The following is a 26,357-nucleotide window of genomic DNA, read 5'->3' on the forward strand; positions in this document are numbered from 1 at the left end:
CCACCCCCTCCCGCGCCCGCCCCCCCCCCACCGCCGTGCTTGTTTCAGATCTTGTGCGGGCCCGCCGGCCGTCTCCCCCCCACGACGAAGGTCAGGCGAGGAGCGCGCGGGTGCGGCGGACGCGGTCCGTCCACCACGCGACGCGGTCGGCGGGTGCGGCCCAGCGGTCGAGCAGCGCCGCGGACGGCACGACGCGGCGGACGGGGATCGCGCCGTCCACGGGCAGCAGCGGCTCCTCCACCACGTCCGCGGCCAGCAGCGCCGCCGTGCCGAGCCCGCAGTCGTAGGGCAGCCGCGGCAGGGCCGCGGCCAGGTGGGCGCCCATCGACAGGCCCACGGAGGTGTCGAGGGCGGAGGAGACGACCGCCGGCCGCCCGAAGCGCTGCGCCATCCCCAGCGCCGCCCGGATCCCGCCGAGCGGCGCGGCCTTCACGATCACCACGTCCACCGCGGCGGCCGCCGCGTCCGGGCGTTCCGCACGCCGGATCGACTCGTCGGCGGCGATCGGGATCCGGAGGTCCTTGACCCGGTGCCGCAGCTCGTCGAGCTCCGGCACGCTCGCGCACGGCTGCTCGACGTACTCGAGGTCGGAGGGGGCCAGCGCGCGCAGCGCCCGCTCGGCCTCGTCGACGTTCCAGGCGGCGTTCGCGTCGATGCGGACGCGACCGAGCGCGCCGAGCGCGGCGCGGACGGCCCGCACGCGCGCCACGTCGTCCGCGAGCGTCGAGCCGGGTTCGGCGACCTTCACCTTCGCGGTGCGGCACCCCGGGAAGCGCGCCAGCACCTCCGGCACCCGATCCGCGGGTACCGCGGGCACCGTCGCGTTCACCGGGATCTCCGTCCGGTGCAGCGCGGGGGTGGGGGACCAGCCGTACTCGATCGCCGCGGCGAGCCAGCGCACCGCCTCCGCGTCCCCGTACTCCGGGAACGGGGCGAACTCCGTCCACCCCTCCGGCCCCTCGAACAGCGCCGCTTCCCGGACGGTGATCCCGCGGAACCGCGTCACCATGGGCAGCGCGACCACCCGCAGGGTCGACAGCAGGTCCTCGGTCTCCGGCAGCACCCCCTCATCATGTGCCCGTAGCCTGAGCCGCATGCCCGTCTCGGAACTGTTCGACCCTGAGGCGTGGGTCGCATCGGACGTCGCGCGGGACTTCACCGACATCACCGCGCACCGCAGCCCGGACGGGCGCATCGTGCGGATCGCCTTCGACCGCCCGGAGGTGCGCAACGCGTTCCGTCCGCGCACGGTCGACGAGCTGTACCGCGCGCTCGAGGACGCGCGCACGGACAGCCGTGTCGGGGTCGTCCTCCTGACCGGCAACGGGCCGAGCCCGAAGGACGGGGGCTGGGCGTTCTGCTCCGGCGGCGACCAGCGCATCCGCGGCGACGACGGCTACCGCTACGAGGGGGAGGAGCAGGCGGCCTCCGGCGGCCGGCTGCACATCCTCGAGGTGCAGCGCCTCATCCGGTTCATGCCGAAGGTCGTCATCGCCCTGGTGCCCGGCTGGGCCGCGGGCGGCGGCCACTCGCTGCACATCGTCTGCGACCTCACGATCGCCTCGGCTGAGCACGGCCGGTTCAAGCAGACCGACGCCGATGTGGGCTCGTTCGACGCCGGATACGGCAGCGCGTACTTCGCGCGCCAGATCGGCCAGAAGGCCGCGAGGGAGATCTTCTTCCTGGCCCGCGAGTACTCGGCGCAGCGCGCGTACGAGCTCGGTGCCGTGAACGCGGTCGTGCCGCACGCCGACCTCGAGCCGACCGGGATCGAGTGGGCGCGCGCGATCCTCGGCAAGTCGCCGACCGCGATCCGGATGCTCAAGTACGCGTTCAACGCCGTCGACGACGGCCTGGTCGGGCAGCAGCTCTTCGCCGGCGAGGCCACCCGCCTCGCGTACGGGACGGAGGAGGCGCGGGAGGGCCGCGACGCGTTCCTCGAGAAGCGCGACCCCGACTGGTCCGGTCACCCGTACCGGTTCTGATGCGCGACCTGGCTCCGGTCCCGGACGATCCGGCGACGCTGGTCCCCGCGGTGCGCGCCGCGCTCGACGGCACCGGCCCCGCCGTGCTCCCGCTCGCGCCGGGAGACGCGCCCGACGGGGTCCAGGAGCGCGTGCCGCTGCCGGTCGCGGTCGTCGTCCGGACCTCGGGGACGAGCGGGGTGCCGAAGGCGGTCGCCCTGTCCGCGGGTGCGCTGCTCGCCTCCGCGGCCGCCACGGAGAGCGCGCTCGGCGGCCCGGGCGAGTGGGTGCTGGCCCTGCCAGGGCACTACATCGCGGGGGTGCAGGTGATCGTGCGCGCCCTCACGGCGGGGACCGAGCCGGTGCCGCTCCCCGCGGGCCGCTTCACCGCATCGGTCTTCGCGGAGGCCGTGCTCGGGCTGCCGGTGGACCGCCGCCGCTACACGGCGCTGGTGCCCACCCAGCTGCACCGGCTCGTCGAGGCGGCGGAGGCGGGCGACCACCGGGTCCGGGAGGCGGTGCGCGCCCTCGACGCGGTGCTGATCGGCGGGGCGCGGCTCTCGGCCGACCTCGCCGAGCGGGCGGATGCTGCCGGGATCCGCGTGCGCCGCACCTACGGGGCCTCGGAGACGGCCGGCGGGTGCGTCTACGACGGCGTCCCGCTCGCGGGGGTCGAGGTCCGGGTGCACGAGGGGGAGGTGCAGCTCTCCGGCCCCGTGCTGGCGGAGGGATATCTCGGGGATCCGGAGCGGACGGCCGCGACCTTCCTCGAGGAGCCCGGTCGCCGCTGGTACCGGACCGGTGACGCCGGGGAGTGGGACGGCGAGCGGCTCACGGTCACGGGCCGGCTCGACGACGTGGTCATCACGGGCGGTGAGAAGGTGTCGCTCGGCCTGGTCGAGCGCGCGGTGCAGGCGCTGCCGGGGATGGGCGATGCGCTGGTGGTGCGCGGCAGCGACCCGGAGTGGGGTGACGTGCCCGTCGTGATCACGACCGCGGACGCGGATCTCGACCGGTTGCGCGACGCGGTCGGCCGGCGCCTCGGGCGCGTGGCGGCGCCCCGCCGGCTCGTCGTGGTGCCGGTGATCCCGCTGCTCGCCTCCGGCAAGCCCGACCGGCGCGCGCTCGCGGCGCTCGCCGCCGATGCGACGCCTCCTGCTGCCCTCCCCGGCGACTCCTGACCCGCGGCGCCGGAGGGCACGCGTCGCCGAGCGGGGCACGAGCACGGCGCGTCATACGGACGATCCCTAGGATGTGCGGCCGTGGCGAAGGCGAGTGCGACCAGACGACCTCCGGTGCGGCGGCGGCCGGGCGCCCCCGCGAAGGCGGCCGCCGCGCGTCCCGCAGGGGTGCGTGGGTGGATCGGCGCCTCCCGCCCGAGGACCCTCCCGCTCGCGATCGCGCCGGTCGCGCTCGGCACCGGCGCGGTGTGGGCCCAACGGCTCCCCGGGCAGTACTGGCTCGCGTTCCTCGCGCTCGCCGTCGCGCTGCTGCTGCAGATCGGCGTGAACTTCGCGAACGACTACTCGGACGGCGTCCGTGGCACCGACCGCTACCGCGTCGGCCCGGCGCGGCTCACCGCCTCCGGTGCCGCGAAGCCGCGGACGGTGCTCGCGGCCGCGATCGTGTGCTTCGCGCTCGCGGCGGTGGCCGGCCTCGTGATCGTGATCGTCACCCGGCAGTGGTGGCTGCTCGCGGTCGGTGCGGCCGCGATCGCCGCCGCCTGGTTCTACACGGGCGGCAAGCGCCCGTACGGCTACGCGGGGTTCGGGGAGATCGCCGTCTTCCTCTTCTTCGGCGTCGCGGCGACCGCGGGCACCAGCTTCGTGATCGCCGGTGTCGTCACCGCAGAGAGCTGGTTCTGCTCCCTCGCGATCGGCTGCATCGCCTCCGCCGTCCTGGTGGTCAACAACCTGCGCGACATCGAGCAGGACGCGGCCGCGGGCAAGCGCACGCTCAGCGTCCGGATCGGGGCGACCGGCAGCCGGATCCTGTTCGGCGTCCTGATGGGGATCCCGTTCCTGGTCGTCGGGTACCTCGCGATCTTCTACCCGCTGGCGTCGCTCGTGTTCCTCGTGCTGCTGCTCGCCGCGCCTGCGGTCCTGATCACGGCGACCGCGAAGACGGCGCGCGAGCTGATCCTCGCGCTCAGCCTCACCGGCCTGACCGCGCTCGTCTACGGCCTGGGGCTCGCCGCCGCGCTGTCGTTCTGACCGTCGACGGCCTCGTCCTCGGTCGTCTCGTCGACGGCCTCGTCCTCGATCGCCTCGTCGGAGATCGTCCGGCGGGAGTCGCTGCGCTCGGCGAGCCCCGTCGCCATGGAGGAGCGCTGCCGCACGAGCAGGATCATCGAGAGGGCGAAGCCGATCACGGCCGCGATGACAGCCGACAGGATCGGGTTGCCGCTCAGCGCGTAGATGACGACGAGGGGCACCACGAACACGAGCAATCGCAGCGCCGTGTAGGCGGCGAAGGCGAGCGCGAAGCTGTTCCGGTTCCCTGCCATGACGGGAACGAGTGTAGGCACCGGTCCGGCGGCCACCGGCACGGGGCGGTCTCAGCGGATTCGAATCCGCGGGGCGGGATCCGCACGCAGCACACCCCTCGCGCGCACGTACAGTTGCCGCCATGGCGCGGGTGCTGGTGTTCGCGGTGGTCGCGGCGGCGGTGCTCACCGTCTTCGCGGTCGTGGACTGCGCCCTCACCGAGCGGGCGAGGGTGCGGGCGCTGCCGAAGTGGGGCTGGCTGCTCGTCGCGCTGCTGCTGCCGGTCGTCGGACCCCTGCTGTGGCTCGTGATCGGCCGCGGCCCGTCCGCGCGACGCCGCGCGATGCGGGTGATCGGCCCGGACGACGACCCGGACTTCCTCCGGCGGCACGGCGCCCGCCCGCTGCCAGCGCCGCGGCCCGACGAGGCGCGGTGGCGGGAGCTCGAGCAGGAGCTCGCGAACCTCGACTCGGACAGCGACGACGAGGGCGACAGCGGGCGTCGCTGAGCACGCGACTACGCTCGAGGGCGGCATGACTGACCCGTCTCCCGCCGGTGCCGCCGCGGCCCGGCTCCTCGCGCGGCTGACCGGTCTCGGCCTCCGGCACGTCGTGGTGTCGCCCGGGTCGCGTTCGCAGGCGCTCGCGCTCGCGGCCGCCGCGCTCGAGCGGCGGGGCGCGCTGCGGATGCACGTCCGCATCGACGAGCGCGTGGGCGGGTTCACCGCGCTGGGGCTCGCGGCCGAGTCGGGGGCACCGGTGGCGGTCGTCGTCACCTCCGGCACCGCCGTCGTCGAGCTGCATCCCGCCGTGCTCGAGGCCCACCACGCGGGCGTCCCGCTCCTCCTGCTCACGGCCGATCGACCCGCGGAGCTGCGGGGCACGGGTTCGAACCAGACGACCGTCCAGCCCGGCGCGTTCGGGGTGGGCGCCGTGGAGGTGCTCGACGTCCCGGCCCCGGAGGGGGAGGCCGACGTCGCCGCGGCCGAAGGCGTCGCGGAGCGCGCCTGGTCCATCGCGGTGGCGATGCGGCAGCCCGTGCAGGTGAATCTCGCGTACCGCGAGCCGCTGTCCGGTGCCCAGGAGGCGGTGGGGCCGCTGGGCGGCCCGATCGCCGACCCGGCCCCTCCTGCAGCGCCCCTGCCCGTCGAGCCCGGCCCGCGGACGGTGGTGATCGCGGGCGACCGCGCGGGCGAGCAGGCGGAGGCCTTCGCGCGCGCCCTCGATGCGCCGCTGCTCGCGGAGGTGTCGAGCGGCGCCCGGTTCGGGCCGCAGGTCGTCGGCGCCTACCGCGCCCTGCTCGACGAGCCCGAGTTCGGGGGCCGCGTCGAGCGGGCCGTGGTGTTCGGCCACCCGACCCTGTCGCGGCAGGTCCCCGCGCTCCTCGCGCGACCGGACGTCGAGACGGTGCTCGTCGGGCCCCCGGGCGGCGAGTGGTTCGATCCGACCCGCGGCCGAGCCGTCCGTGCGGCAGCGGTCGTCGCGACCGCCGCCGAGAACGACCGGTCCTGGCGCGGCACGTGGGTGAGCGCCTCGCGGCGGCTGCTGGAGGCGACGGACGACCTGCCGTACGCCGGCCACCCGGAGGCTCCCGGGGCCCGCGAGCTCCGGGAGCATCAGCGCGCGGAGCTCGCAGCGCTCCGGGCCCCGATCACCCGCCGCGTGCTCGTCGATGCGCTGTGGCGCGCGACGTGGCCGCACGACCGGCTGGTGCTCGCCGCGAGCCGCCTCATCCGCGAGCTCGACGCGGTCGCTCCCGGGAAGCGGATCCGGGTGCTCGCGAACCGCGGGCTCGCCGGCATCGACGGCACGGTCTCGACCGCGACCGGGGTCGCGCTGGCGCTGGCCGAGTCCGGGCGCCCGGGGACGACCCGGGTGCTGGTCGGCGACCTCGCGCTGCTCCACGACGCGGGAGCGCTGCTCCGGGCGCCGGGGGAACCGGAGGTGCGGCTGCAGGTCGTCGTCGGGGATGACGGAGGCGGCTCGATCTTCGACTCGCTCGAGGTCGCCGGGTCGGCGCATCCGGCCGACTTCGAGCGCGTCCTGCGCACGCCGCGCCAGGTCGACTACGCGGCGCTCGCCGCCGCGTACGGCTGGGAGCATCGCCGCATCGAGAACCGCGGCGATCTCGACCGCGCGCTCACGGCTCCGGCTCCCGGCCGTAGCCTGCTCCACGTCCCCCTCGCCTGATCTCGGCGGGTCCTGGGGGTTCGGGACCACCTCGCCGATCAGTGCGGAGCGACGACCGCCGCGCGCAGGGCCTCCTGGATCGGCTGGAGCTTCCACGCCGTCTCCTCGAGCTCCTGGTGCGCCTCGGAGGCGGCCACCACGCCCGCGCCCGCGTAGGCGCGCACGCGGTCCGGCCCTTCGATCTCCGCAGACCGGAGCGCGATCGCCCACTCGCCGTCGCCGTTGCCGTCGATCCAGCCGACCGGGCCGGCGTAGCGGCGGCGGTCGAACGGTTCGAGCGCCCGGATCGTCGCGAGCGCCTCCGTGCGGGGTGCGCCCGCGACCGCCGCGGTCGGATGCAGGAGCGCCACGAGGTCGAGCGCGCCGGCGCCCGCCCGGACCCTCGCGGTCGCATCGGTGGCGAGATGCCAGACGTTCGGCAGCGCGAGCGCGAACGGGCGCCCGATCATCAGGTCCTCCGTCGTCCCGCCGAGTGTGAGGAGCAGGCTGTCGACGGCGAGCGCGTGCTCGAAGCGGTTCTTGGGGGAGTCGAGCAGCGCGGCGCGGTTGAGGTCGTCGACCACCGGGTCGTCCGAGCGGGGCGCCGTGCCGGCGAGCACCCGGGAGGTCACGAGACCGCCGGTCACCGTCGCGAGGGTCTCCGGGCTCGCGCCGAACACGCCGTCCACCGCGAAGACCCACGCGCCGCGATACCGCTCCGCGAGCGCGTCGAGCGCGGCGCCGACATCGAAGCCGTCCGCCTCGATCCGCACGTCGCGGGCGAGCACCACCTTCTCGAGCCCACCGCCTCGGATCCGGCGCACGGCCTCGGTGACCGCTCGCTCGTAGGCCTCGGGCGCGAAGGCGGGGGCGTCGACCTGCGGCGTTCGGGAGGAGGAGGGCAGCCCGAGGTCGGGCACGTCGACGCGGAAGGCGCCGCCGGGCAGCTCCACGACCACGACCCTCGGCACGAGCAGCACGCTGTCCGCGGCCGAGTCGTCGGCGAACGCGAACGCACCGAACGCGAGGAGCGCTGCGCCCGCGACGTCCGACTCGACCTGTGCGGCCGCGACGAGCGCGCGCCAGCGGCCGATCGCCTCCTGGATGCGGGCGGGTCCGCGGAGCACCAGCCGCGCGGCGGTCCCGAACCCGGTGCGGGACGCGCCCTCGTGTCGCCACACCGCGGTCGGGGCACCGAATCGGGCGGCCGCCAGCTCCCGCTCGTCGGCGGCCGAGGCGACTCGCCTGATCGTGACGGGGAATGGGGTCACCGCCTCCGCCAGCATCCGCTCAGGCTACTTGGGTGGCTCGACTACCATCTGCAAGCGTGTCCGCGGCCGATCTGAGCAAGACGCCGGCCGATGTCGCAGCGATGTTCGACCAGGCCTCGCGTCGCTACGACCTCATGAACACGCTGCTGTCCGGCGGCAATGCGCAGCTGTGGCGCGCGGCGACCGTCCGAGCGGTCGCGCCGAAGGCGGGCGAGCGCATCCTGGACCTCGCGGCCGGCACCGGCACGTCGAGCGAGGCCCTCGCCCGCACCGGGGCCCGCGTCGTCGCCGCCGACTTCTCCAAGGGGATGCTCGCCGTCGGGCGCGCCCGGCACGCGGACGACCAGCGCATCGAGTTCGTGTTCGCCGACGCCCAGGCGCTGCCGTTCGGCGACGACGAGTTCGATGCGGTCACGATCTCGTTCGGCCTGCGCAACGTCGCCGAGCCCCATCGGGCGCTCGCCGAGATGTTCCGCGTCGCGAAGCCCGGCGCCCGCATCGTGATCTGCGAGTTCTCGAAGCCGCCCGTCGCCCCCGTCCGCGCCGCCTACTTCGCGTATCTCGACCACGTGATGCCGACGGTGTCCAGGATCGCATCGTCCAACGCTCCCGCCTACGGCTACCTCGGCGACTCGATCAAGGCGTGGGCGGACCAGACGACGCTCGCGGCGTGGCTGCGGGAGGCGGGGTTCCGGCAGGTCCGGTATCGGAACCTGACCGGCGGCATCGTCGCGCTGCACCGCGGGGTGAAGCCCTCCGCCGGCGTCTGGGCGAGCGAGTGACGGCCCTCGGCAGCGCGGCCGGCCGCAGCGCGGCGCTCGCAGCGCAGCTGCGCTTCTCCGAGCGCCTGTTCGCCTCCCGCGACGACCGCGCCATGGCCGCGCGCATCGATGCCGGCCTCGAGCAGGTCGAGGCGGGCATCCTCGAGCAGGTCGCCTTCCACGACCAGGTCGCCGACGTGCGCTCGCGCTACCTGCTCGCCGCAGGGGGCAAGCGGGTCAGGCCCCTCCTCACGCTGCTCACCGCCCAGCTCGGTGACGGCGTCACGGACGACGTCGTCACGGCGGCGCAGGCGGTCGAGATCCTGCACGTCGGCTCGCTGTACCACGACGACGTCATGGACGAGGCGCCGGAGCGGCGGGGCGTGCCCTCCGCACAGCACGTGTGGGGCAACTCCGTGGCCATCCTCACCGGCGATCTGCTGTTCGCGCGGGCGAGCAAGCTGATCGCGGGGCTGCAGGGTGACGGGATCCTCGCCCAGGCGGCGGTGTTCGAGCGGCTCGTGCTCGGGCAGCTGCATGAGACGGTCGGGCCGCAGGCGGACCAGGATCCGGTCGACCACTACCTGCAGGTGCTCGCGGACAAGACGGGTGCGCTCATCGCCGCGGCCGCCGAATGGGGCGCCTCCTACGCGGGTGCCCCCCGCGAGTACCGCGCGCCGCTGTCCACCTTCGGACGCCGGATCGGCGTCGCGTTCCAGCTCATCGACGACGTCATCGACCTCGCCCCGGATGAGGCGGACACGGGCAAGAACCCGGGCACCGACCTCAAGGCGGGTGTCCCGACGCTCCCGCTGCTCCTCCTCCGGCGCCGCGCGGCCACGGACGGCGAGGCGCGGGAGCTGCTGGCCCGCGTGGACGGCCTCGACGCCGACACCCCGGACGACGTCGTGGCCCGGGTCGTCGCGGAGCTGCGCGCGCACCCGGTGACCGAGGAGACGAGGGCGGAGGCGCTGCGCTGGTCCGCCTCCGCGAAGGCGGCGCTCGACGTGCTGCCGGCCGGGACCGTCCGACGCGCGCTGGTCCGGTTCGCGGACCTGCTCGTCGACCGCTCGGCCTGACCGCCCACCCGGCGGCGCAGGATCGCAGCGCCGCCCGAAAGGAACCCCGAATGACGACGCTGCGCCTCGCGATCGTGGGCGCCGGCCCCGCCGGCATCTACGCCGCCGACATCGCGAAGAAGGCCGAACGCGGCTTCGACGTGTCGATCGACCTGTTCGAGCGCCTCCCGGCGCCGTACGGGCTCGTCCGGTACGGCGTCGCACCGGACCACCCCCGCATCAAGGGCATCATCGGCGCCCTGCGCGAGGTGCTCGACGGCGGAGCGGTCCGGCTGTTCGGCAACGTGGACTTCGGCACTGACATCACGCTCGAGGACCTGCAGCAGCACTACCACGCCGTGATCTTCGCGACCGGCGCGATCCGCGACGCGGGGCTGGACGTGCCGGGCATCGATCTGCCCGGGTCCTACGGCGCGGCCGACTTCGTGTCCTGGTACGACGGGCATCCCGACGTCCCCAGGGAGTGGCCGCTCGACGCGAGGGAGATCGCGGTGATCGGCAACGGCAACGTCGCGCTCGACGTCGCCAGGCTCCTCGTGAAGCACCCCGACGACCTGATGCCGACGGAGCTCCCGGCGAACGTGGAGGCGGGTCTCCGCTCCTCCCCGGTCACCGACGTGCACGTGTTCGGCCGCCGCGGGCCCGCGAACGTGAAGTTCACGCCGCTCGAGCTGCGCGAGCTGGGCGAGGTCCGCGACGTCGACATGGTCGTGCACGACGAGGACTTCGACTACGACGACCAGGCGCGGACGGCCGTGGCCGCGAACAAGCAGGTGATGGTCATGGACCGGATCCTGCAGGGCTGGCGGAAGCGCGAGACGGGCGCCGCGAGCCGGCGGCTGCACTTCCACTGGTGGGCGAAGCCGGTGGAGATCCTCGGTGACGGGAGGGTCGAGGCGATCCGCTGGGAGCGCACGGAGCCGGACGGCCGCGGCGGTGCGCGCGGCACGGGCGAGTTCCGTGAGCAGGCCGTGCAGGCCGTGTACCGCGCGGTCGGCTACTTCGGGTCGCCGCTGCCGGGCATCCCGTTCGACGAGCTGCACGGGGTGATCCCGAACCACGAGGGCCAGGTCCTCGGCACCGACGGCGCGCTCCTCCCCGGCGTCTACGCGACGGGCTGGATCAAGCGCGGCCCGGTCGGGCTGATCGGGCACACCAAGTCCGACGCGATGGAGACGATCGAGCACGTCCTCACCGACCAGGGCATGTGGTGGAGCCCGGCACACCCCGACGAGCAGTCGGTCGTCGACCTGCTCGCGTCCCGGGGCGTCGAGTACACGACGGTCGAGGGCTGGCATGCGCTCGACCGGGCGGAACTCGCGCTCGGTGAGCCCGCGGGGCGCACCCGGATCAAGATCGTCCCGCGCGACGAGATGCTCGCCGCCTCCCGCGGCTGATCCCCCTCGCGGATCCGGATTCCTCGCGCGGATCCGGAGATGCTGCTCGACACGCCGCAGCGGAGGCGCTCGCCGCGGGGTGTCGCCGAGGATCTCCGGATCCGCGAGGTCAGCCGGCGACGGTGTCCGAGGTGTCGGCGATGCGGTCGACGCGCTGGTATTGGGAGGCGCCGTCCGTGCCCTCGCCGACCAGCGACCAGGTGCCAGGGAAGTCGACGTGCGGGTTCTCGAGGATCTGCGGGACGCCGACGACCTCGTCGGGCAGGGAGACGTCGTGGATCTGCGTCTCCGGCGCGACGCCGTCCACCATGTCGACGGGCAGGAACTCGACTCTGAGCGACCGTGTCATGCTCGGACGCTAGGGCCCCTGCGCTGCGCGCTCGCTCGGAGTCCTTCGGACCCCGCGAGCACCGACTCCGCCCGCATCGAGTCCTTCGGCAGGACGGAGGAGCATGAGCAGGACACGACGCGGCCCTGGATCCTGCCGTTGCTCGACGGTCCTGCTCATGTGCTCCACGGCTGACGCGGCGGCGCTGCGTCTCAGCCCAGCAGGTGCTCCGCGAGCAGATCGGCGAGGTTCGGCGGGAACACCGTCTCCGCCGTCGCGCGCAGCTCCTCCAGGGTCCACCACCGGAGGCCGAGCAGCGCGCGTCGCTCCAGCTCGGTCCAGCCGTCTCGGGACGGCGCGAACGCCGGCACCCGGGCGACGAAGAACTGCTCCCGCTGCTCGATGAGGCGTCCGTCGAACGGGAACACGGAGGACCGGCGCGCGACCGGGCCGTGCAGCACCGCCACCCGGTGCCCGGTCTCCTCCAGCGCCTCCCGGGACGCCGCTTCCTCCGCGGTCTCGCCCGGTTCCATCCCGCCGCCCGGCGTGAACCACCACGAGCCCGCAGCCGGATCCGCCGGATCGCCGCCCTGCACGAGCAGCACGCGACCGCCGGGGTCGATGAGCAGCAGCCGGGCGGCGTTCCGCACGACGGGTCGCGGCGGCGTCTTCATGCCCTCAACGCTACGGGGGCCCTCCGCGGCTCATGGGGCTGCGCGCACCGGAGGATCAGCCGCGGACGGCCCCCGGAGGGGCATGCAGCGCTACTGGAGGGAGGCCGTGAGGCGCGCGACGTTGTCGAGCACGGCGGTGCGGAGCGGCCGCGCCTCCCACTCCTCGAGCGTGAGGCGACGGCTCTGCTGCCGGTACCCCTCCTCGAGCTCCCGCAGCTCGTCGACGAACTCGCGGCCGTGGATCATCAGCGAGACCTCGAGGTTGAGCGTGAACGAACGCATGTCGAGGTTGCTGGACCCGATCACGGCCACGTCCTCGTCGATCGTGAAGTGCTTGGCGTGCAGGATCGTCGGCTTCCGGTACAGCCAGATCACGACCCCGGCCTTCAGCAGCGTCTCGTAGTAGCTGCGCTGCGCGTGGAAGACGACGGCCTGGTCGCCGATCTCGCTCACGAACAGCTCGACCTGCACCCCGCGCTGCGCCGCGGTGGTGACCGCGTACAGCATCGAGTCGTCGGGCACGAAGTAGGGGCTCACGAGCACGATCCGGCGCTGCGCCGCGTAGATGAGGCCGTTGAACAGCCGCAGGTTGTTCTCGCCCTCGAAGCCCGGCCCGCTCGGCACGACCTGGCAGTCGAGGTCCTGATCGCCGACGGGGCCCACCACCTGGCGGGCCGCACGCTCGAGCAGCACATCGGTCTCGGTGAACCAGTCGGTGAGGAAGATCGTGTTCAGCTCGGCGACGACGGGGCCCTCGAGCCGCACCATGAGGTCCTTCCAGCGCAGGCCCCTCCTCCGGTTCGTCCACCGGTCGTACGTGCGGTCGATCATGTTCTGCGAGCCCATGAAGCCGACGCGCCCGTCGATCACGAGGACCTTGCGGTGGTTGCGCAGATCTGGCCGCTGGTAGCGCCCGCGCCACGGCTGCACGGGCAGCAGCAGATGCCATTCGGCGCCCATGGTCTTCAGCCGCCGGAGGGTCCGGCGGTATCCGCGGACCCGGAGGGACGCGATGTGGTCGAGCAGCACCCGCACGGTGACGCCGCGGGCGACCGCCTCCTCGAGCGCGTCGAAGAAGGACGCCGTCGTCGCGTCGAGGGACAGGATGTAGAACTCGACGTGCACGAACGTCTCGGCCGAGCGCACCGCCTCCGTCATCTCGGCGATCGAGCGCTCGTAGTCGCCGAGCAGTCGGGCGCAGTTCCCGCTGAGCAGCGGCATCGCGCCGAGCCGGCGGTTCAACGCCGTCAGGGACGCGAACCATGTCGGCCAGCTCGGGCGCTCGGTCGCGAGCTCGATGCCCTCCGTCGCGTTCATGACGTACCGGTTGATCTGCGCCTGCTTCCTCCTGCGGCGGAGCGGGAGGCGCGTGCTGCCGAACAGGAGGAACGCGATCAGACCGACGTACGGCACGAAGAAGATCGCGAGCAGCCATGCCGCGGCCGTGGCGGGGCGCCGGTTCTTCGGCACGAAGACGACGGCGAGCACGCGGATCGCGATGTCCACGACGACGATCACGGAGGGGATCGCCAGTGACAGACCGGCACCCATGCCCCGGATCCTATGGGCCGCCCCTGCGCAGGTCGGCACCCGAGAACGGGCGCCACGAGAGCACTTCAGCAGGAAGAACCGAGCCCGTCGGCAGGAAGAATCCGCTTCAGCAGCAACGGCGTGCCGAATCCTTCCTGCCGGACGTGATTCTTCCTGCTGTCGTGCTCGGCCCGCAGCCGGGTCAGCGGAAGTTGATGAACTGCAGGTCCAGGTCGAGATCGGCCCGCTTCAGGAGGGCGATCGTCGCCTGGAGGTCGTCGCGGCTCTTCGACGTGACGCGCACCTCGTCGCCCTGGATCTGCGACTTCACGCTCTTCGGTCCCTCGTCGCGGATCAGCTTCGTGACCTTCTTGGCGTTGTCGCTGTCGATCCCGTTCTTCAGCTTCGCCTCGATGCGGTACTCCTTGCCGGAGGCGAACGGCTCGCCGGCGTCGAGCGACTTGAGCGAGATGCCGCGCTTGATGAGCTTCGACTGGAGCACGTCGAGCACCGCGCGCACCCGCTCCTCGGTCGCGGCCTTCAGCAGGAACTGCTCGCCCTTGAGCTCGAGGGAGGCGCCGACGCCTTTGAAGTCGTAGCGCTGGTCGATCTCCTTGCGGGCCTGGTTGGCGGCGTTGTCCGCCTCCATCGGGTCCACCTTGCTGACGACGTCGAACGAGCTATCGGCCATGGGACCAGGAGTGTAGGAGGCTGACGGGATGAGCGACTGGATCGAGCTGAACCGGGCGAACTGGGACGAGCGCGCCGCACCGCACGCGGCCTCGCCCGACTACGCCGTCGACCGGTTCGTCGACGACCCGGCATACCTCTCGCACGTGGTCCGGTTCGACCTGCCGCGGCTGCCGGACCTGCACGGTCGGCGCGCGCTGCACCTCCAGTGCCACATCGGCACGGACACGCTCTCGCTCGCGCGGCTCGGTGCGGCCATGACCGGGCTCGACTTCTCCGCTCCCGCGCTCGCGGAGGCCAGGGCGCTCGCCGCGCGGGCGGGCGCGGACATCCGCTACGTGCGCTCGACCGTCGGCGACGCGCTCGGGGTGCTCGAGCCCGGCGCGTTCGACGTCGTCTACACCGGCATCGGCGCCGTGTGCTGGCTCCCCGACATCGCCGAATGGGCGCGGATCGTCGCAGCGCTCCTGCGCCCGGGCGGCGAGCTGTTCCTCCGCGACGGGCACCCGATGCTGTGGGCGATCGACGAGACCCGGATGGACGCGCTGACGGTCCGCTACCCGTACTTCGAGACCGCCGAACCGGTGGTCTTCGACGAGCCCGGTACCTACGTGGCGACGGAGCACGAGTTCGCGCACACGAGAAGCGCCTCCTGGAACCACGGGCTCGGCGAGCTCGTGTCGGCGGTCCTGGGGGCAGGGCTGCGCCTGACGCTGCTGGAGGAGCACCGCAGCGTGCCGTGGGAGGCGCTGCCTGGCCGGATGGTCCGCACGGAGCTGGACGAATGGCGGCTCGCGGAGGGGCAGGACCTCCTCCCGCTTACCTACACCCTCCGGGCGGTGAAGGAGGGCTGACGCCCCGCCCGGCGGCGTGGTTTCAGGAGGCTCTCCGCGTCGCGTATCCTGCTTGGGCGCCTCGGGTCAGCCTGCACATGGCTGGCCCGAGCAGCCAGGCGGGTTACCCAAGCGGCCAAAGGGATCTGACTGTAAATCAGCCGGCTCAGCCTTCGGGGGTTCGAATCCCTCACCCGCCACTGCGGCCCTGTGCTCCGATCGAGCGCAGGGCCGCAGTGCGTTCCGAGGTCAGTCGTCGCCGTCGACCGGGTCGAACTGCTCGACCAACGGCTTCTTGTGGTCGGGATCCTCGCCGAAGGCGTCCGGGAGGCCCTCCGGGTTGCCCGTCACCGGGTCGTTCTCGGATCGCGATGCCTCGTCGCGGTCAGGTGCGTCGCTCATGGCCCGGACGGTACGCCGCCGCCCCGAGCGCGCGATGGGTGCGCGGTTCAGCGCCGCGGGCGGCCCAGGAGGTAGGAGACGGTCATCCCGACGCTGAACAGGAGGGAGGTGACCCCGATCCGGTTCCGCCACACGTCCGCGGACCGTTCGCGGTACGAGTAGGACAGCTCCGGATGCTCCTGCCGGTCACGGGAATGGTCTGCCGCGGACCATAAGGGTACGGAATCCGGCGAGGCGGTCGCCATCAGCCGGGCCGGACCTCGGTGACGACATCGGTCGGGTCCGTGAGCAGCGTGATGCGGTCGGGCCGGAACTCCAGGGTGAGCATCTCGTCCGGACCGGCGATGCGGGCGTGGAGGCCGGCCGCGGCCACCTCCTGCTCGGCGGCCCCGGACGGCAGCCCGACGAGGGCGGCGGAGTGCTCCGCCGCCCAGGCCCGGGTGTCGATCGGCATCAGTTCGCCGGTCCCTCCGTCAGCGTCACCGTGATCGTGTGGCTCGACCCGGCGGTGTCCGTGTAGGTGACGGTCACGTGGTCGCCGGGGGCGTGGCGCGAGATCACCTTCGAGAGGTCGGATCCCGAGGTAATCGTCGTGGTCCCGACCTTCGTGATGGTGTCCCCGGCGCTCAGACCCGTGCCCGCCGCGGCGGTCCCGGGCAGCACCTGGCCGACGACCGCACCGCTCGTGCTCGTGCTGCGGGTCGACTCCGTCGAGATCGAGACACCGAGGAAGGCGGGCAGGCCGATCGTGATCTCGGCGGTGCGGTCGCCCGCGATGATCTGCTTGGCGATGCCGACCGCGGTGCTGATGGGGATCGCGTAGCCGGTGACGTCGGCGCTCCCGGAGGAGGCCGCCGTGGTGACCCCGACCACCGCGCCGTTCGCGTTCTCTACGGCGCCACCCGAGTCGCCGGAGACGACGTCGGCGTTGATCTCGATCAGCCCGTGGAGCGTCTCCCCGGCCGTCGCCCCCTCGCTGGCGGTCGTGATCGTCTGGTTCAGGGCGCTCACCGTCCCGGCCGCGGCGCTCAGGCTGCCGGTGCCGTTCGCGTTCCCGACGGCCGTCACGGCGTCGCCGACCGCCGCGGGGCTGGAGGACAGGTCCGCCGGGGTGAGGCCGGACGCGTTCTGCAGCTGCAGGACCGCGATGTCCTTCGTGGCGTTGGTGCCGACGACGTCCGCGGTGTAGGTCCTCCCGGTCGACTGCACGGTCACCTGGATGGACGTGGCGCCGTCGATGACGTGGTTGTTCGTCAGGATCCGGCCGTTCGAGGTGAGGATGATGCCGGTGCCGGCGGACTCCCCGTTCTCGTACTTCAGCTGCGACACGATGGTGACGAGCCCGACCGCCTGGCTTGACGTCGCCGCCGTCGAGCCGGTGCTCGCCTTGGAACCGGAGCCGCTCCCCGCGCCGCCGAAGCCGCCCTGGGAGCCGAAGCCGTTCCCGCCGAAGCCGCCCTGAGGGCCGAAGCCCCCGCCGAAACCGTTGGAGGTGCCGCCCTGCTGGGGCTGCGACTGCGACTGACCGGCGTCCGCGCTGGTCGCGGTCGTGCTCCGCGCGAGGGCGAGCGAGGCCGCGGCGCCTCCTCCCGCCCCTGCCGTGAAGATGACGGCGGCTGCGACGCTGAGCGCGGCGATGCGGTGATGCTTCCGCCTGGCGCGCAGCGCCGCGTCGTCGTCGGGCGCGGCGGCGTCCTCGCCCGGCGCGGAGGAGGGGGTGTCGGTGGGCACGAAGGGAGCGCGCGGCTCCTGCTCGTCGTGCTCGGTCTGTCCGGGGTCGACGGGGCGGCGCTCGTCGTCGGGCGTGACGTCGAAGGGGTGCTGATCGTTCACGTGGACCATCAAACGCCTCCTGCCGAAGAGCGCCGTCTGGGCGGCCCAAGGGAATCGCTGGAGTCGGCTGGGAACAGTCTATGAGGGCGGGCGGCGATGGGCGGGCGGTCGGGCAGGCTGGGCGCATGGCGCATGAGGACCTGCTCGAGATCGCACGGGACGTGGCGAGGGAGGCGGGTGAGCTGGCGGCGCGCCTCCGGCGGGAGGGCGTCGAGGTGGCGGCGACCAAGTCGTCCCCGATCGACATCGTCACGGCCGCCGACCGGGCCACCGAGGACCTCATCCGATCCCGCCTCGCCGACCTCCGCCCCGGCGACGGCTTCCTGGGCGAGGAGTCCGGCGCCGAGCGCGGCACGACGGGGCTCACCTGGGTGGTGGACCCGATCGACGGGACCGTCAACTACCTCTACGGCCTGCCGAACTGGTCCGTCTCCATCGCGGTGGTCGAGGGGGACCCGGACCCGACGACGTGGACGGCGCTCGCCGGAGCCGTCGATGCGCCGGCGCTCGGTGAGCTCTACACGGCTTCGGCCGGGGGAGGCGCATGGCTCGAAGGCCGGCCGCTCCGCGTGCGCGAGGCCGTGCCGCTCGACCGCGCCCTGGTCGCGACCGGCTTCCACTACACGCAGGCGATCCGTGCCAACCAGGCGCGGGTGGCGCAGCCGCTGCTCGCCCGCGTCCGCGACCTCCGGCGCGCCGGCGGCGCTGCGATCGACCTCGCCTACCTCGCCGCGGGGCGCCTCGACGCGTACTTCGAGCAGGGGCTCAACCCGTGGGACCAGGCGGCCGGTGCGCTGCTGGTCCAGGAGGCGGGCGGCGTCGTCCGGGGGCTCGACGAGGAGCGGCCGACGAACCGCATGACGATCGCCGGCAGCGCCGGAGTGGTCGAGGAGCTGCGTGCGGCGCTGCTCGAGCTCGGCGCGTGACGGGCGTCGGAGGAGGGTCCAAGGCGCCCGCCGTAGCGTCTGGGCGATGAGCAGGAACGCGGACGATCCCGTCCAGTCCGACCCGGAGGTGGACCCGTCCGAGCGGCTGGACACCGACTACAGCCCTTCGAGCGAGCGGGAGACCGAGGCGCTCCAGGACGACCAGGGGGGCAGTCCCGCGCTGGACGACCCCGACATCGACCGCGATGCGATCCGCGTGCTGCCCGGGACTGGCGACTACACCGACGACGGCGATGTCGACGTCGACCCGGGCGAGATCCACATGCCCCGGATGCCCGGCCGCAGCGACGCGCGCCCGGAGGGCTGAACCGGCCCGGATCCTCAGCGGACTCTCGAGAACGCCGGTGCATGATGCAGGGTCATCCGTCGCGTGAGGGGGTGCCGTGGGCTCGGAGGATCTGACGGTCGCCCGGCTGCGCCGTCCCGGTCCCAACGAAGCCCGCGTCCTCCTGGTCGCCGGCCGGTCCTGGCTCGACGCGGGCTCCGCTCCGGATGAGCACCGCGTGCCGGTGAGACTGCTCGACCGGCTGTGGCTGTCCGCCCGCCGCGGGATCGAGCTCGACGTCGTCTGCGACGTGCGACGCGTGCTGCGGGTGCTCGACTCGTTCGCCCACGCCTGGGACGTCGCGGCGTACGACGCGGTCGTGCTGCTGCCGGACCTCGGCCGCCCGCCGCTGCCCCCGAAGCTCCAGCGGGTCGTCGAGCGCGTCGCCTCGGTGACGCGCGTCCTCGTGGTGAGCGACGCCACGGCCGGATCGGGCGCCTTCTCGGCTCCCGCCTCCGCACGGTCGGGCAGGCAGGAGATCCGGATCGCGCCCGAGCCGGGGGCGTGTCCGGCGACGATGGTCGCCGAGACCGCCGGTGCCGCGCTGCTCGACCTGCTCGACCCGACCGCGGGCATGCGGGTCCTCGAAGCGCGGGTTCCCGAGACGGCGGCCCAGCACCTGCAGCGCATCGCGATGCTCGCCTCCTCCGCGTTCGCCGTCGGCTCCGCCGCGATCGCGGTGCTGACCGGCGGGCGTGCGCGGACGCTGGCGGCCGTCGGCCCCGTGCTGGTCGATCAGGCGTGCGTCCGGGCCGCCGCGGTGCGGCCGGTCCTCGTCCTCGACGCCTGGCACGACGCGCACCTCGCCCGCGACGCGCGACCGCCGAGCGAGGTGCGGTTCTTCGCCGCCCACCCGCTCGAGCTCATGGACGGCTCCGCGATGGGGACGCTGTCGGTGTTCGACACCGAGCCGCGGACCGCGGAGGAGTTCGACGCCGAGATCCTCCGCGACCTCGCAGTGCTGGCGAGCGCCGAGCTGCAGTACGCAGGGGCCGGCGCCTGACCGAAGGGGGTGCGCATCGCCGTCGCGGCGGTGTGCCAGCATGCCTGGACCGGGTGCTGCCCGCCCGGTGATCCGCCCCGTCGAGGAGCCCGATCCGATGCCCGAGGTCACGCCGCCCGCTGTCGCGGGCCGGTACCGCATCGGCGAGGTGATCGGGCGCGGCGGTCGCGCGACGGTCTACGAGGCGCAGGACCCGCTGCTCGGGCGGAAGGTCGCGTTGAAGCTGTTCACCGCCACGGCGACGTCGCCGGACGAGGTCCGGCTGCAGGAGGCGGAGGCGCGTCTCGTCGCCGGGCTCGACCACTTCGCGCTCACGACGCTGTTCGACGCCGGAGTCGACGTCAGCGATCCGGCCGGTCCGCGCATCTTCCTCGTCATGGAGCGGGTGGCGGGCGCCGACCTGCGCAGACGACTGCGTGAGGGGCCGCTGACCGCCGGGCAGGTCGCGACGCTCGGATCCGATCTGGCGCAGGGGCTCGAGGCGGTGCACGAGGCCGGGTTCCTGCATCGCGACATCAAGCCGGCGAACGTGCTGCTCGCCCGTCGCGGGCCGTCGTCGCGCATCCGCGGCAAGCTCACCGACTTCGGTATCGCGACGATCATCGGCGCCGCGGGCGACGGGGAGTTCACGACCGGTACCGTCGCCTACCTGAGCCCGGAGCAGGTGCTCGGAGGGGACCCCGCGCCCGCCTGGGACGTGTACGCGCTCGGCCTCGTGCTGCTCGAGGCGCTCACCGGTGCGCCCGCGTTCCCCGGCGGGGTCGACGAATCCGCCCTCGCGCGCCTCGAGCGGGATCCCGAGATCCCGGACTCGGTGCCGGAGGTGCTCGCGCGGGTGCTCGCGAGGATGACCGCGCGCGATCCCGCCGACCGGCCCAGCCCCGCGGAGGCGTCGGTCGCGCTGCAGGACGCCTTCGTGGACGGGCTGGTGCAGGCGAGACGCGTCGACCCGGAGGTGCTGGGGGACGCCGAGCCGGAGCGGCTCGCCGCCGTGCGCCGGGTCGCCGTGCTCGACACCAGGACCGACGAGTCGATCGAGCGCATCGTCCGGCTCGCCAGGCGACTGCTCGACGTGCCGCGCGTGCTCGTCTCGATCGTCGACGGGGACCGCGAGTGGTTCCTCTCCCACAGCGGCCTCGACGTCGCCCAGGTGCCGAGGAACGCCTCGTTCGCGGCCGAGACCGTGTCCACCGGGACCTCGTGGAGCACCGACGACCTGCGCGAGGACGCGCGGGCGGCCGGCCATCCGCTCCTCGAGGCGGACGCGGACCTGCGGGCCTACGCCGCCGCGCCCCTCACCACCTTCGACGGCTTCACGGTCGGCGCGCTCGTCGCGCTCGACCGCCGCGTCCGCGCCTTCACCGAGGCGGAGCTGGCGGACCTGGCCGACCTCGCGGCGGTGACCATGCGCGAGCTGGACCTCCGGGTGCTCGGGCGCCGCGTGCTCTTCGACCGCTGACCGAGGGGCCGCGGATCACGGGTTGCAGACGTCGCACCGATCCGCGCTCATCCGGAGCGCACCTCGTGGCCGGCTCGCGCGCTCGCCGCAGCGCCCGCAACCGAGGACGTCGGCTCGGATCCCACGGGTGGGCGAGCCGCAGACGGCGCACGGGAGGCCGCGCTCGACGTCGACCACGCCCCACCCGGGCGCGTCGCAGGCCGGGCACGGCCGGGTGAGGCGGTCGGCCATCCGATCCGCCAGGTCGGCCAGCACTGCTCGGCGATCCGGGTCGGCGAAGGCGCGGCGGTCCCGTTGGATGCGCGCCCCCGTGCCGAGGCTGAGCAGCTCCTCGAGCACGTCGGCGATCGCGGCGCGATCGCGGAGGCCGCCACGGTGCACGGCCGCGCCGTCCGCCAGGGTGCTGATCGTCACGGCGGCGTCGGGTGCCCCGAGTCGCGCGGCGGCCGCCAGCCCCTCCGGCACGCTGCCCACGTCGCTGAACGGGGAGGCGACGCGGGTCATCGCCGACTCGACGACCGTCATCCCGCGGACGCCGTCCTGGAACAGCAGCAGCTCGTGATGGTCGGCGAAGGGGCCGAAGTCGGCGAGGTAGGTCGCTTCGCTCGCGAGCGCGAACGGCTGCCCGGTGATCTCCATCGCCAGTGCCGCCTTCGCGGCAGCGGCGTCGGCGGGCGCGAGCAGCCGGGGGACCGTGCCGGTGAAGGTGCCGAACCGGTCGGTGTCGATGCCGTCCGCCGCCACGACCTGCGCCCCGAGACGGTGCTGGAACGGCGCCCGAGCCGTGGCCTCCTTGCCGTGCATCGTCCCGTAGGCGACGCGTGCTCCGCTGTACGGGCGCGGGCTCATCGGAAGTACTCGGGTCGGGAGACCTGGGTGTCCGAGACGAACATCACTCCGCTCGTGCCGATGAGCAGGGTGCGGAGCGCCTCGATCAGGTCGGGGGCGCGCTCGACGGGCAGCACGGTGATCGTCATCCCCAGTGCGTCGTGCTCGTTGAAGAGGTGCGGGCCGTTGTGCGGACCCGCATGCCCGAGCCCGGATACGCCGGCGATCGAGGTGTACCCCGTCGCGCCCGCGCGGACCACCAGGTCGCGCACCTCCGGGCCGAGCGTCGCGGGTGCGACGACCTCGATCCGCGTCATCGGGGTCAGCAGGGTCATGCGTCTGTCCTTTCCGGCGTCGAGAATCCGTACGTTCCGTACTCCTGCCACGGGTCCTGCGCGCCCGCACGGGCGTGGAGGGTGATCCAGTCGTTCGCGAGCAGGTCCCGGAGCACGTCGGTGCGGGCCACGATCGTCGCGACCCGATCGAGCGGCGCCTGGATCAGCACGCTGAGGCGCAGCGGGACGTGCAGCAGGCGGTCCCCGGCGGCCACCGACTGCCAGGGCAGCCCCGTGCGCAGGTCCCCGGTGCTCCCGGTCAGCACCCCCAGCGCGCCGACCGGGTTGTGCAGGCTCTTGTGCCCGGCGCCGTGCCGCTCCGGCTCGACGGTGGAGCAGTAGTACTGCGCGTTGATCCACTGCGCGACGATGAGGGGCGCGGTCATGATCGCCTCGAGCGCGCCGCCGTCGGGATCCGCTTCGGGCTCGTACGAATGGAGGAAGACGCGTCGGCCGAGGTCGGCGCCCCGGCTCACCGAACGGGGAGCGATGAGCATGGCGGCGTTGCCCGCGAGGCCCAGCTCCGGGTACATCTCCGCCCAGTCGCGGGCGCGCCGCCGCACGCTCCCGAGCGGCGTCCGCGCGTCCGCGCCCGGGAGCTGGAGCGCTCGCTCCCGGGTGAGCGCGTCGCCCGCGGCCTGCGCCATCCGGGCGAAGCGGTCGATCGCGGCCCGATGGGTCGGCGGGATGAGGTGCGGGTCGAGCACGGTGATCGCGTCGGTCGTCGTCTCGTGCTCCGCGGCGATGAACCAGGTCGATCCCGGGACGGTGATGCCACGGCGCTCGAGGCCGGCGCGCACCTCCGGATCGTTCAGGACCGCGGCGGCGGCCCTGGCGTTGGGAGCGCCCCCGTTGCCCCCGCACGCGCCGCAGTCCAGCGCCGAGCGGTACAGGTTGTTGGCCGTCTCGGAACGGTGCGCGGTGAAGACGACGAGCGGCGCGAACCGCGTCATCCCCATCATCCGGAGCGAGGCCTCCGCGAGGCGGATGCGATCCTCCGGGCCGAGCCGGTCGCCCAGGTCGAGCACGGTCTGCAGCGGGCGCACCGTCCGGCTCCGGACGGCGGCGCTGAGCCGCGCCGCGGTCGCCGGCGCGACGGTACGGGCAGTCGCCGCGTCGGCGCTGACGGCCCCGGCCGCCTCGGCCCAGCTCAGCGCCGCGGCGGGGGTGGCGCTCGCGGCTTTCACGCCGGAGGCTGTGGCGGCGCTCGTGCTGAGTGCGTCGACATGACGTCGGCGCTCCGCCTCGTGGACGGGCGCCTCCGTCGCGGGGGCCCCATCGGTGAGCAGGGCGGGGTACTGCGCGCGGTCGGCGCTGCCCGCGAGCGGCCGATAGCGCAGGGGGACCCCGAAGAATCCCGCGAAACCGAAGGTCTCAACGTCCGCGTCCCGCTCGAGGAGGCGCCGCAGCCCTTCCGACCGCGCGTCGATGCAGCACACGACCTGGACCCCCGGTGCTGCTCCGGCACGGTGCGTTGCGTCGGCGAGCGTCCGGAACAGCTGGTCGCGGTAGGTGATCTCGGTCGCGGTCTGCCAGAGCAGCAGGCGGGTCGCAGGGTCGAGCAGCGCGGCGACCCGCAGCACGGTGCCTCGTGCCGACGCCGCGAGACGGAGGGAGGTCGACAGCCGGGTGGTGATCCGCCGAAGGTCCTCGCTCGGCGCTTCGAGTGGTGCCGGTTCAGCCTCGGGCACGATGCCGAGCGCCGCAAGGAGCGCGAGTCGGATCGCGACGACGTCCGTGAGCGTGATGCCCCGCGTGGCCTCGGATCGCTGGGCGATGAGCGAGCTCCAGCCCGGCAGCGCGTGGATCTGAGCCTGCAGCACCGGGTCCGCGGCCTCCAGGGGGAGCCCGATGCCGTCCAGAACGGCGGTGATGGCCGCCTCCGGGTCGGGCGGGAGCGCAGCGAGCCTGCGGCGGCCGGCTGCGGACAGGCGTCGATCCCGTGTCGCGAGGCGGAGGAAGGCGCTGAAGGCGGGCTGATCCGCGTCGCGCGGCGCCCAGGGGGCATCCCCGAGCAGCACGGACAACCAGCTCGAGGTGAGGTCGTCCACGGCGCTGAACGCACGCGGGATGGACCTCGGCGTCGCCGCTTCAGCCTCCAGCAGGTGGGCGACGGCGATGTCGAGGGCACTGACGTCGCCGCCCGTCCGAGACACCGCGGGGATGGCGAGCAGCTCGGGCACGACGCGTCGGATCGCCTGCTCGATCGCCTGCCGGTCGAGCGAACCGGCCTGGAGGGCGTTGCGGTAGTCGCTCTCCGCTCGGGTCATCGCCGGGCCGCCGACGAGGCTCTCGGCGACGAGTTGCTCGACCGGACGGTGCGTGTGCGCCCCCATGGGATTGACCGCGATGAAGGATTCGAGCGGCCAGGTGGGAGTGAGGGCGTGCGCTGCGCGCCCGATCCGGGCACGGACGTCCAAGGGATGTGCAGTCGTCATTCCGCGTCCTTCGGTACGAGGTGGTGGGTGAGGGCGGCCAGCGCGGGGCGGGCGCGGCGAGCGCGGCGGACGGGAGGCAGGTCGCTCCCCGCGACGCGGATCAGCAGCCCGTAGAGCGGAGCCGCGTGGCTGGGGCGAAGGAGCGGGAGTGCGCTGAGCGCCACGACCAGCGCGGCCACGGGCAGCAGGAACCACCACGGCACGGCCGGTCCCTGCGCGGGCGCACCCGCGGCGAGGAAGCGCTCCATGGCGTGAGCGGCGAACGCGTAGGCGATCCCGGCGGAGGCCGTGGCGATCGCGGCGAGCAGCCGGCGGCCGGCCGGCGTCCTCCGGATCAGGATCGGACGGAGCACGACCGTGCCCGTCACGCTCCCGAGCGCGGCGAGCACGAGGGCGCTCGCATCCTCGGAGCCGGCGAGCAGGATCCCGGTACCGACCGCGCCCGTGGCCACGATCGCGGCAGCCGCGGTACCGACCGTGCGCCCGACCGGCGACAGCGGTGCAGCACGCGGGCGGGCGTCTCGGACGCGGATCGCGTCGATCTGGCTGCCGGCCCGGAGGAAGAGCTCCGCCTTGTACCAGCCGTGCCCGATCAGGTGGATGAGCGCGGCGGCGGGAGCACCGACGGCGAGCGCCAGCACCATGAACCCCATCTGCGCCGTCGTCGAGGCCACCAGCCGGCTCTTGAGGTCGGGCCGGACGAGCATGCCCGCTGCGCCGAGGAGCACGCTGAGCGCGCCCGCGACGAACAGCAGCGGGAAGGCGAACCCGGCCTCCGCGAGCACGACCCCGAACCGCACGACGAGGAACGTCGCGGCATTGACGACGCCCGCGTGCATGATCGCCGAGACCGGCGTCGAAGCCGCCACCGTCGTCGGCAGCCATCGGTGGAACGGCGCCTGCGCCGAACGCGAGAGGGCGGTGAGCACCAGTGCGAGGCCGGCCGCGGTGATCCCTCCCACCGGCAGCTGCGCCGCCGTGGCCGGCAGGTCCCGCCAGCCGAGGTCACCGCCGTGGAGCCGGACCAGGACGAGGGTGGGGGTCCACAGCGCGGCGTCGCCGACGACGAAGGCGAGCGCGGTGCGGCGGATGCCGAGCACGGCCTGCGGCACCGGCCGATAGGTGGCCAGCAGCAGGACGAGCGCGGCCCCGGTGACGCTCCAGCCGACGGCGAAGGTCAGGACCGTGGGGGCGACCGCGACCGCGAGCGCACCTGCGGTCAGCACGTTCACCCAGCCGATCCACCAGCGCTGGCGCGGGTCGGCGCGGAGGTGCCGCAGAGCGAACCCCTGCACCACCGCGCTGAGCGCCGCCACGAAGCCCGCCGCTGCGAGGCCGAACCGGTCCGACGCCCCGAGCGGACCGGCGAGCGCCTGCGGAAGCGCGAGCGCCGCGGTCGCCAGCACCGCGGCCGTGGCGACGAGGGTCACCGCGGTCCGTGCGATCGGGTCCGGCCGGGTCGGGATGGCGGCGGCGGCCGCACCGATGAGTGGCGGGAGGACGAGGACGAGAGGGGTGATGGTCATGCCGGCTCCGCTCAGTCGGGAGATCGAGTAGGACGACCGTATCCGGAAATAAATGTCCGGAAAAGCGTGACCGGCGTGTC

27 protein-coding genes and 1 tRNA gene are annotated in these 26,357 nt (G+C 73.8%); 14 read left to right on the forward strand and 14 right to left on the reverse strand.

Annotated features, from left to right (window positions below; all coding sequences use genetic code 11):
- Positions 1-91: 91 nt before the first annotated feature.
- Positions 92-1,063 (reverse strand): o-succinylbenzoate synthase, encoded by a 972-nt coding sequence (locus tag ACTHLI_RS10120; RefSeq protein ID WP_440183262.1) that lies wholly within the window; start codon positions 1,061-1,063, stop codon positions 92-94.
- Between the two features lie 31 nt (positions 1,064-1,094).
- Between ACTHLI_RS10120 and ACTHLI_RS10125 the strand changes: the two genes are divergently transcribed.
- From ACTHLI_RS10125 to ACTHLI_RS10135, 3 genes are all read left to right on the forward strand, one after another.
- Positions 1,095-1,985: a 1,4-dihydroxy-2-naphthoyl-CoA synthase gene (locus ACTHLI_RS10125; RefSeq protein ID WP_440183264.1), complete on the forward strand. Its 891-nt coding sequence runs from the start codon at positions 1,095-1,097 to the stop codon at positions 1,983-1,985.
- Entirely contained in the window at positions 1,985-3,145 is a 1,161-nt protein-coding gene (locus ACTHLI_RS10130) for an AMP-binding protein (protein ID WP_440183266.1), read from the forward strand. The genes ACTHLI_RS10125 and ACTHLI_RS10130 overlap by 1 nt, the downstream gene beginning before the upstream one ends.
- Positions 3,146-3,226: 81 nt before the next feature.
- A complete protein-coding gene (locus ACTHLI_RS10135) occupies positions 3,227-4,177 on the forward strand; it encodes a 1,4-dihydroxy-2-naphthoate polyprenyltransferase (protein WP_440183268.1) in 951 nt (316 codons plus the stop codon).
- Here ACTHLI_RS10135 and ACTHLI_RS10140 read toward each other — a convergent pair.
- Positions 4,141-4,470, reverse strand: a complete 330-nt coding sequence (locus tag ACTHLI_RS10140; protein ID WP_440183270.1) for a DUF4229 domain-containing protein — start codon at positions 4,468-4,470, stop codon at positions 4,141-4,143. The two genes, ACTHLI_RS10135 and ACTHLI_RS10140, sit on opposite strands and share 37 nt — an antisense overlap.
- 122 nt (positions 4,471-4,592) lie before the next feature.
- Between ACTHLI_RS10140 and ACTHLI_RS10145 the strand changes: the two genes are divergently transcribed.
- Positions 4,593-4,958, forward strand: a complete 366-nt coding sequence (locus tag ACTHLI_RS10145; RefSeq protein ID WP_440183271.1) for a PLDc N-terminal domain-containing protein — start codon at positions 4,593-4,595, stop codon at positions 4,956-4,958.
- Positions 4,959-4,983: 25 nt separating this feature from the next.
- Entirely contained in the window at positions 4,984-6,639 is a 1,656-nt protein-coding gene (gene menD, locus ACTHLI_RS10150; protein ID WP_440183272.1) for a 2-succinyl-5-enolpyruvyl-6-hydroxy-3-cyclohexene-1-carboxylic-acid synthase, read from the forward strand.
- Positions 6,640-6,677: 38 nt separating this feature from the next.
- On the opposite strand, the gene ACTHLI_RS10155 is transcribed toward menD, so the two are convergent.
- Complete coding sequence (locus ACTHLI_RS10155) at positions 6,678-7,904, reverse strand: isochorismate synthase (protein WP_440183273.1); 1,227 nt, start codon at positions 7,902-7,904, stop codon at positions 6,678-6,680.
- 41 nt (positions 7,905-7,945) lie between these two features.
- On the opposite strand from ACTHLI_RS10155, the gene ACTHLI_RS10160 reads away from it, so the two are divergent.
- The 3 genes from ACTHLI_RS10160 to ACTHLI_RS10170 are packed head-to-tail and all read left to right on the forward strand — an operon-like array spanning position 7,946 to position 11,126.
- Entirely contained in the window at positions 7,946-8,671 is a 726-nt protein-coding gene (locus tag ACTHLI_RS10160) for a class I SAM-dependent methyltransferase (RefSeq protein ID WP_440183275.1), read from the forward strand.
- Entirely contained in the window at positions 8,668-9,729 is a 1,062-nt protein-coding gene (locus ACTHLI_RS10165) for a polyprenyl synthetase family protein (RefSeq protein WP_440183277.1), read from the forward strand. Before ACTHLI_RS10160 ends, ACTHLI_RS10165 begins: the two co-directional genes overlap by 4 nt.
- A gap of 50 nt (positions 9,730-9,779) precedes the next feature.
- Positions 9,780-11,126, forward strand: a complete 1,347-nt coding sequence (locus ACTHLI_RS10170) for an FAD-dependent oxidoreductase (protein WP_440183279.1) — start codon at positions 9,780-9,782, stop codon at positions 11,124-11,126.
- Positions 11,127-11,235: 109 nt separating this feature from the next.
- Here ACTHLI_RS10170 and ACTHLI_RS10175 read toward each other — a convergent pair whose 3' ends face one another.
- The 4 genes from ACTHLI_RS10175 to ACTHLI_RS10190 all read right to left on the reverse strand — a co-directional run bounded on the left by ACTHLI_RS10175 (position 11,236) and on the right by ACTHLI_RS10190 (position 14,349).
- Positions 11,236-11,475 (reverse strand): hypothetical protein, encoded by a 240-nt coding sequence (locus ACTHLI_RS10175; RefSeq protein ID WP_440183281.1) that lies wholly within the window; start codon positions 11,473-11,475, stop codon positions 11,236-11,238.
- Positions 11,476-11,666: 191 nt separating this feature from the next.
- Positions 11,667-12,128: an NUDIX hydrolase gene (locus ACTHLI_RS10180; RefSeq protein WP_440183283.1), complete on the reverse strand. Its 462-nt coding sequence runs from the start codon at positions 12,126-12,128 to the stop codon at positions 11,667-11,669.
- Positions 12,129-12,218: 90 nt separating this feature from the next.
- A complete protein-coding gene (cls, locus tag ACTHLI_RS10185) occupies positions 12,219-13,679 on the reverse strand; it encodes a cardiolipin synthase (RefSeq protein WP_440183285.1) in 1,461 nt (486 codons plus the stop codon).
- 181 nt (positions 13,680-13,860) lie between these two features.
- Entirely contained in the window at positions 13,861-14,349 is a 489-nt protein-coding gene (locus tag ACTHLI_RS10190) for a YajQ family cyclic di-GMP-binding protein (RefSeq protein WP_440183286.1), read from the reverse strand.
- 28 nt (positions 14,350-14,377) lie between these two features.
- On the opposite strand from ACTHLI_RS10190, the gene ACTHLI_RS10195 reads away from it, so the two are divergent.
- A complete protein-coding gene (locus ACTHLI_RS10195; protein ID WP_440183287.1) occupies positions 14,378-15,202 on the forward strand; it encodes a class I SAM-dependent methyltransferase in 825 nt (274 codons plus the stop codon).
- Between the two features lie 97 nt (positions 15,203-15,299).
- A tRNA-Tyr gene (locus ACTHLI_RS10200) sits at positions 15,300-15,381 on the forward strand.
- Between the two features lie 49 nt (positions 15,382-15,430).
- Here ACTHLI_RS10200 and ACTHLI_RS10205 read toward each other — a convergent pair.
- The 3 genes from ACTHLI_RS10205 to ACTHLI_RS10215 all read right to left on the reverse strand — a co-directional run bounded on the left by ACTHLI_RS10205 (position 15,431) and on the right by ACTHLI_RS10215 (position 17,425).
- Complete coding sequence (locus tag ACTHLI_RS10205; RefSeq protein WP_440183289.1) at positions 15,431-15,583, reverse strand: hypothetical protein; 153 nt, start codon at positions 15,581-15,583, stop codon at positions 15,431-15,433.
- A 244-nt stretch (positions 15,584-15,827) separates the two neighbouring features.
- A complete protein-coding gene (locus ACTHLI_RS10210; RefSeq protein WP_440183291.1) occupies positions 15,828-16,037 on the reverse strand; it encodes a hypothetical protein in 210 nt (69 codons plus the stop codon).
- On the reverse strand, positions 16,037-17,425 hold the full coding sequence (locus tag ACTHLI_RS10215) for a S1C family serine protease (protein ID WP_440183293.1): 1,389 nt from the start codon (positions 17,423-17,425) through the stop codon (positions 16,037-16,039). Before ACTHLI_RS10215 ends, ACTHLI_RS10210 begins: the two co-directional genes overlap by 1 nt.
- Before the next feature lie 116 nt (positions 17,426-17,541).
- On the opposite strand from ACTHLI_RS10215, the gene ACTHLI_RS10220 reads away from it, so the two are divergent.
- The 4 genes from ACTHLI_RS10220 (at position 17,542) to ACTHLI_RS10235 (ending at position 21,150) form a co-directional block, all read left to right on the forward strand.
- Positions 17,542-18,342, forward strand: a complete 801-nt coding sequence (locus ACTHLI_RS10220; protein ID WP_440183295.1) for an inositol monophosphatase family protein — start codon at positions 17,542-17,544, stop codon at positions 18,340-18,342.
- A 46-nt stretch (positions 18,343-18,388) separates the two neighbouring features.
- Entirely contained in the window at positions 18,389-18,670 is a 282-nt protein-coding gene (locus ACTHLI_RS10225; RefSeq protein ID WP_440183296.1) for a hypothetical protein, read from the forward strand.
- A 196-nt stretch (positions 18,671-18,866) separates the two neighbouring features.
- Positions 18,867-19,691, forward strand: a complete 825-nt coding sequence (locus tag ACTHLI_RS10230; RefSeq protein ID WP_440183298.1) for a hypothetical protein — start codon at positions 18,867-18,869, stop codon at positions 19,689-19,691.
- A gap of 97 nt (positions 19,692-19,788) precedes the next feature.
- The gene (locus ACTHLI_RS10235) at positions 19,789-21,150 is read left to right on the forward strand and encodes a protein kinase domain-containing protein (RefSeq protein WP_440183300.1); all 1,362 of its coding nucleotides are present in this window, start codon (positions 19,789-19,791) and stop codon (positions 21,148-21,150) included.
- Positions 21,151-21,165: 15 nt separating this feature from the next.
- Here ACTHLI_RS10235 and ACTHLI_RS10240 read toward each other — a convergent pair whose 3' ends face one another.
- From ACTHLI_RS10240 to ACTHLI_RS10255, 4 genes are read right to left on the reverse strand one after another with little or no spacing between them, the layout of a single operon-like run.
- On the reverse strand, positions 21,166-21,999 hold the full coding sequence (locus ACTHLI_RS10240; protein WP_440183301.1) for a DUF6671 family protein: 834 nt from the start codon (positions 21,997-21,999) through the stop codon (positions 21,166-21,168).
- Positions 21,996-22,313, reverse strand: a complete 318-nt coding sequence (locus ACTHLI_RS10245) for a P-II family nitrogen regulator (RefSeq protein ID WP_440183303.1) — start codon at positions 22,311-22,313, stop codon at positions 21,996-21,998. Before ACTHLI_RS10245 ends, ACTHLI_RS10240 begins: the two co-directional genes overlap by 4 nt.
- On the reverse strand, positions 22,310-24,751 hold the full coding sequence (locus ACTHLI_RS10250) for a putative inorganic carbon transporter subunit DabA (RefSeq protein ID WP_440183304.1): 2,442 nt from the start codon (positions 24,749-24,751) through the stop codon (positions 22,310-22,312). Before ACTHLI_RS10250 ends, ACTHLI_RS10245 begins: the two co-directional genes overlap by 4 nt.
- Complete coding sequence (locus ACTHLI_RS10255) at positions 24,748-26,277, reverse strand: proton-conducting transporter transmembrane domain-containing protein (RefSeq protein ID WP_440183305.1); 1,530 nt, start codon at positions 26,275-26,277, stop codon at positions 24,748-24,750. The genes ACTHLI_RS10250 and ACTHLI_RS10255 overlap by 4 nt, the downstream gene beginning before the upstream one ends.
- Positions 26,278-26,357 lie beyond the last annotated feature (80 nt).

It is taken from the genome of Amnibacterium sp. (assembly GCF_051956055.1).
Taxonomy (GTDB): domain Bacteria; phylum Actinomycetota; class Actinomycetes; order Actinomycetales; family Microbacteriaceae; genus Amnibacterium.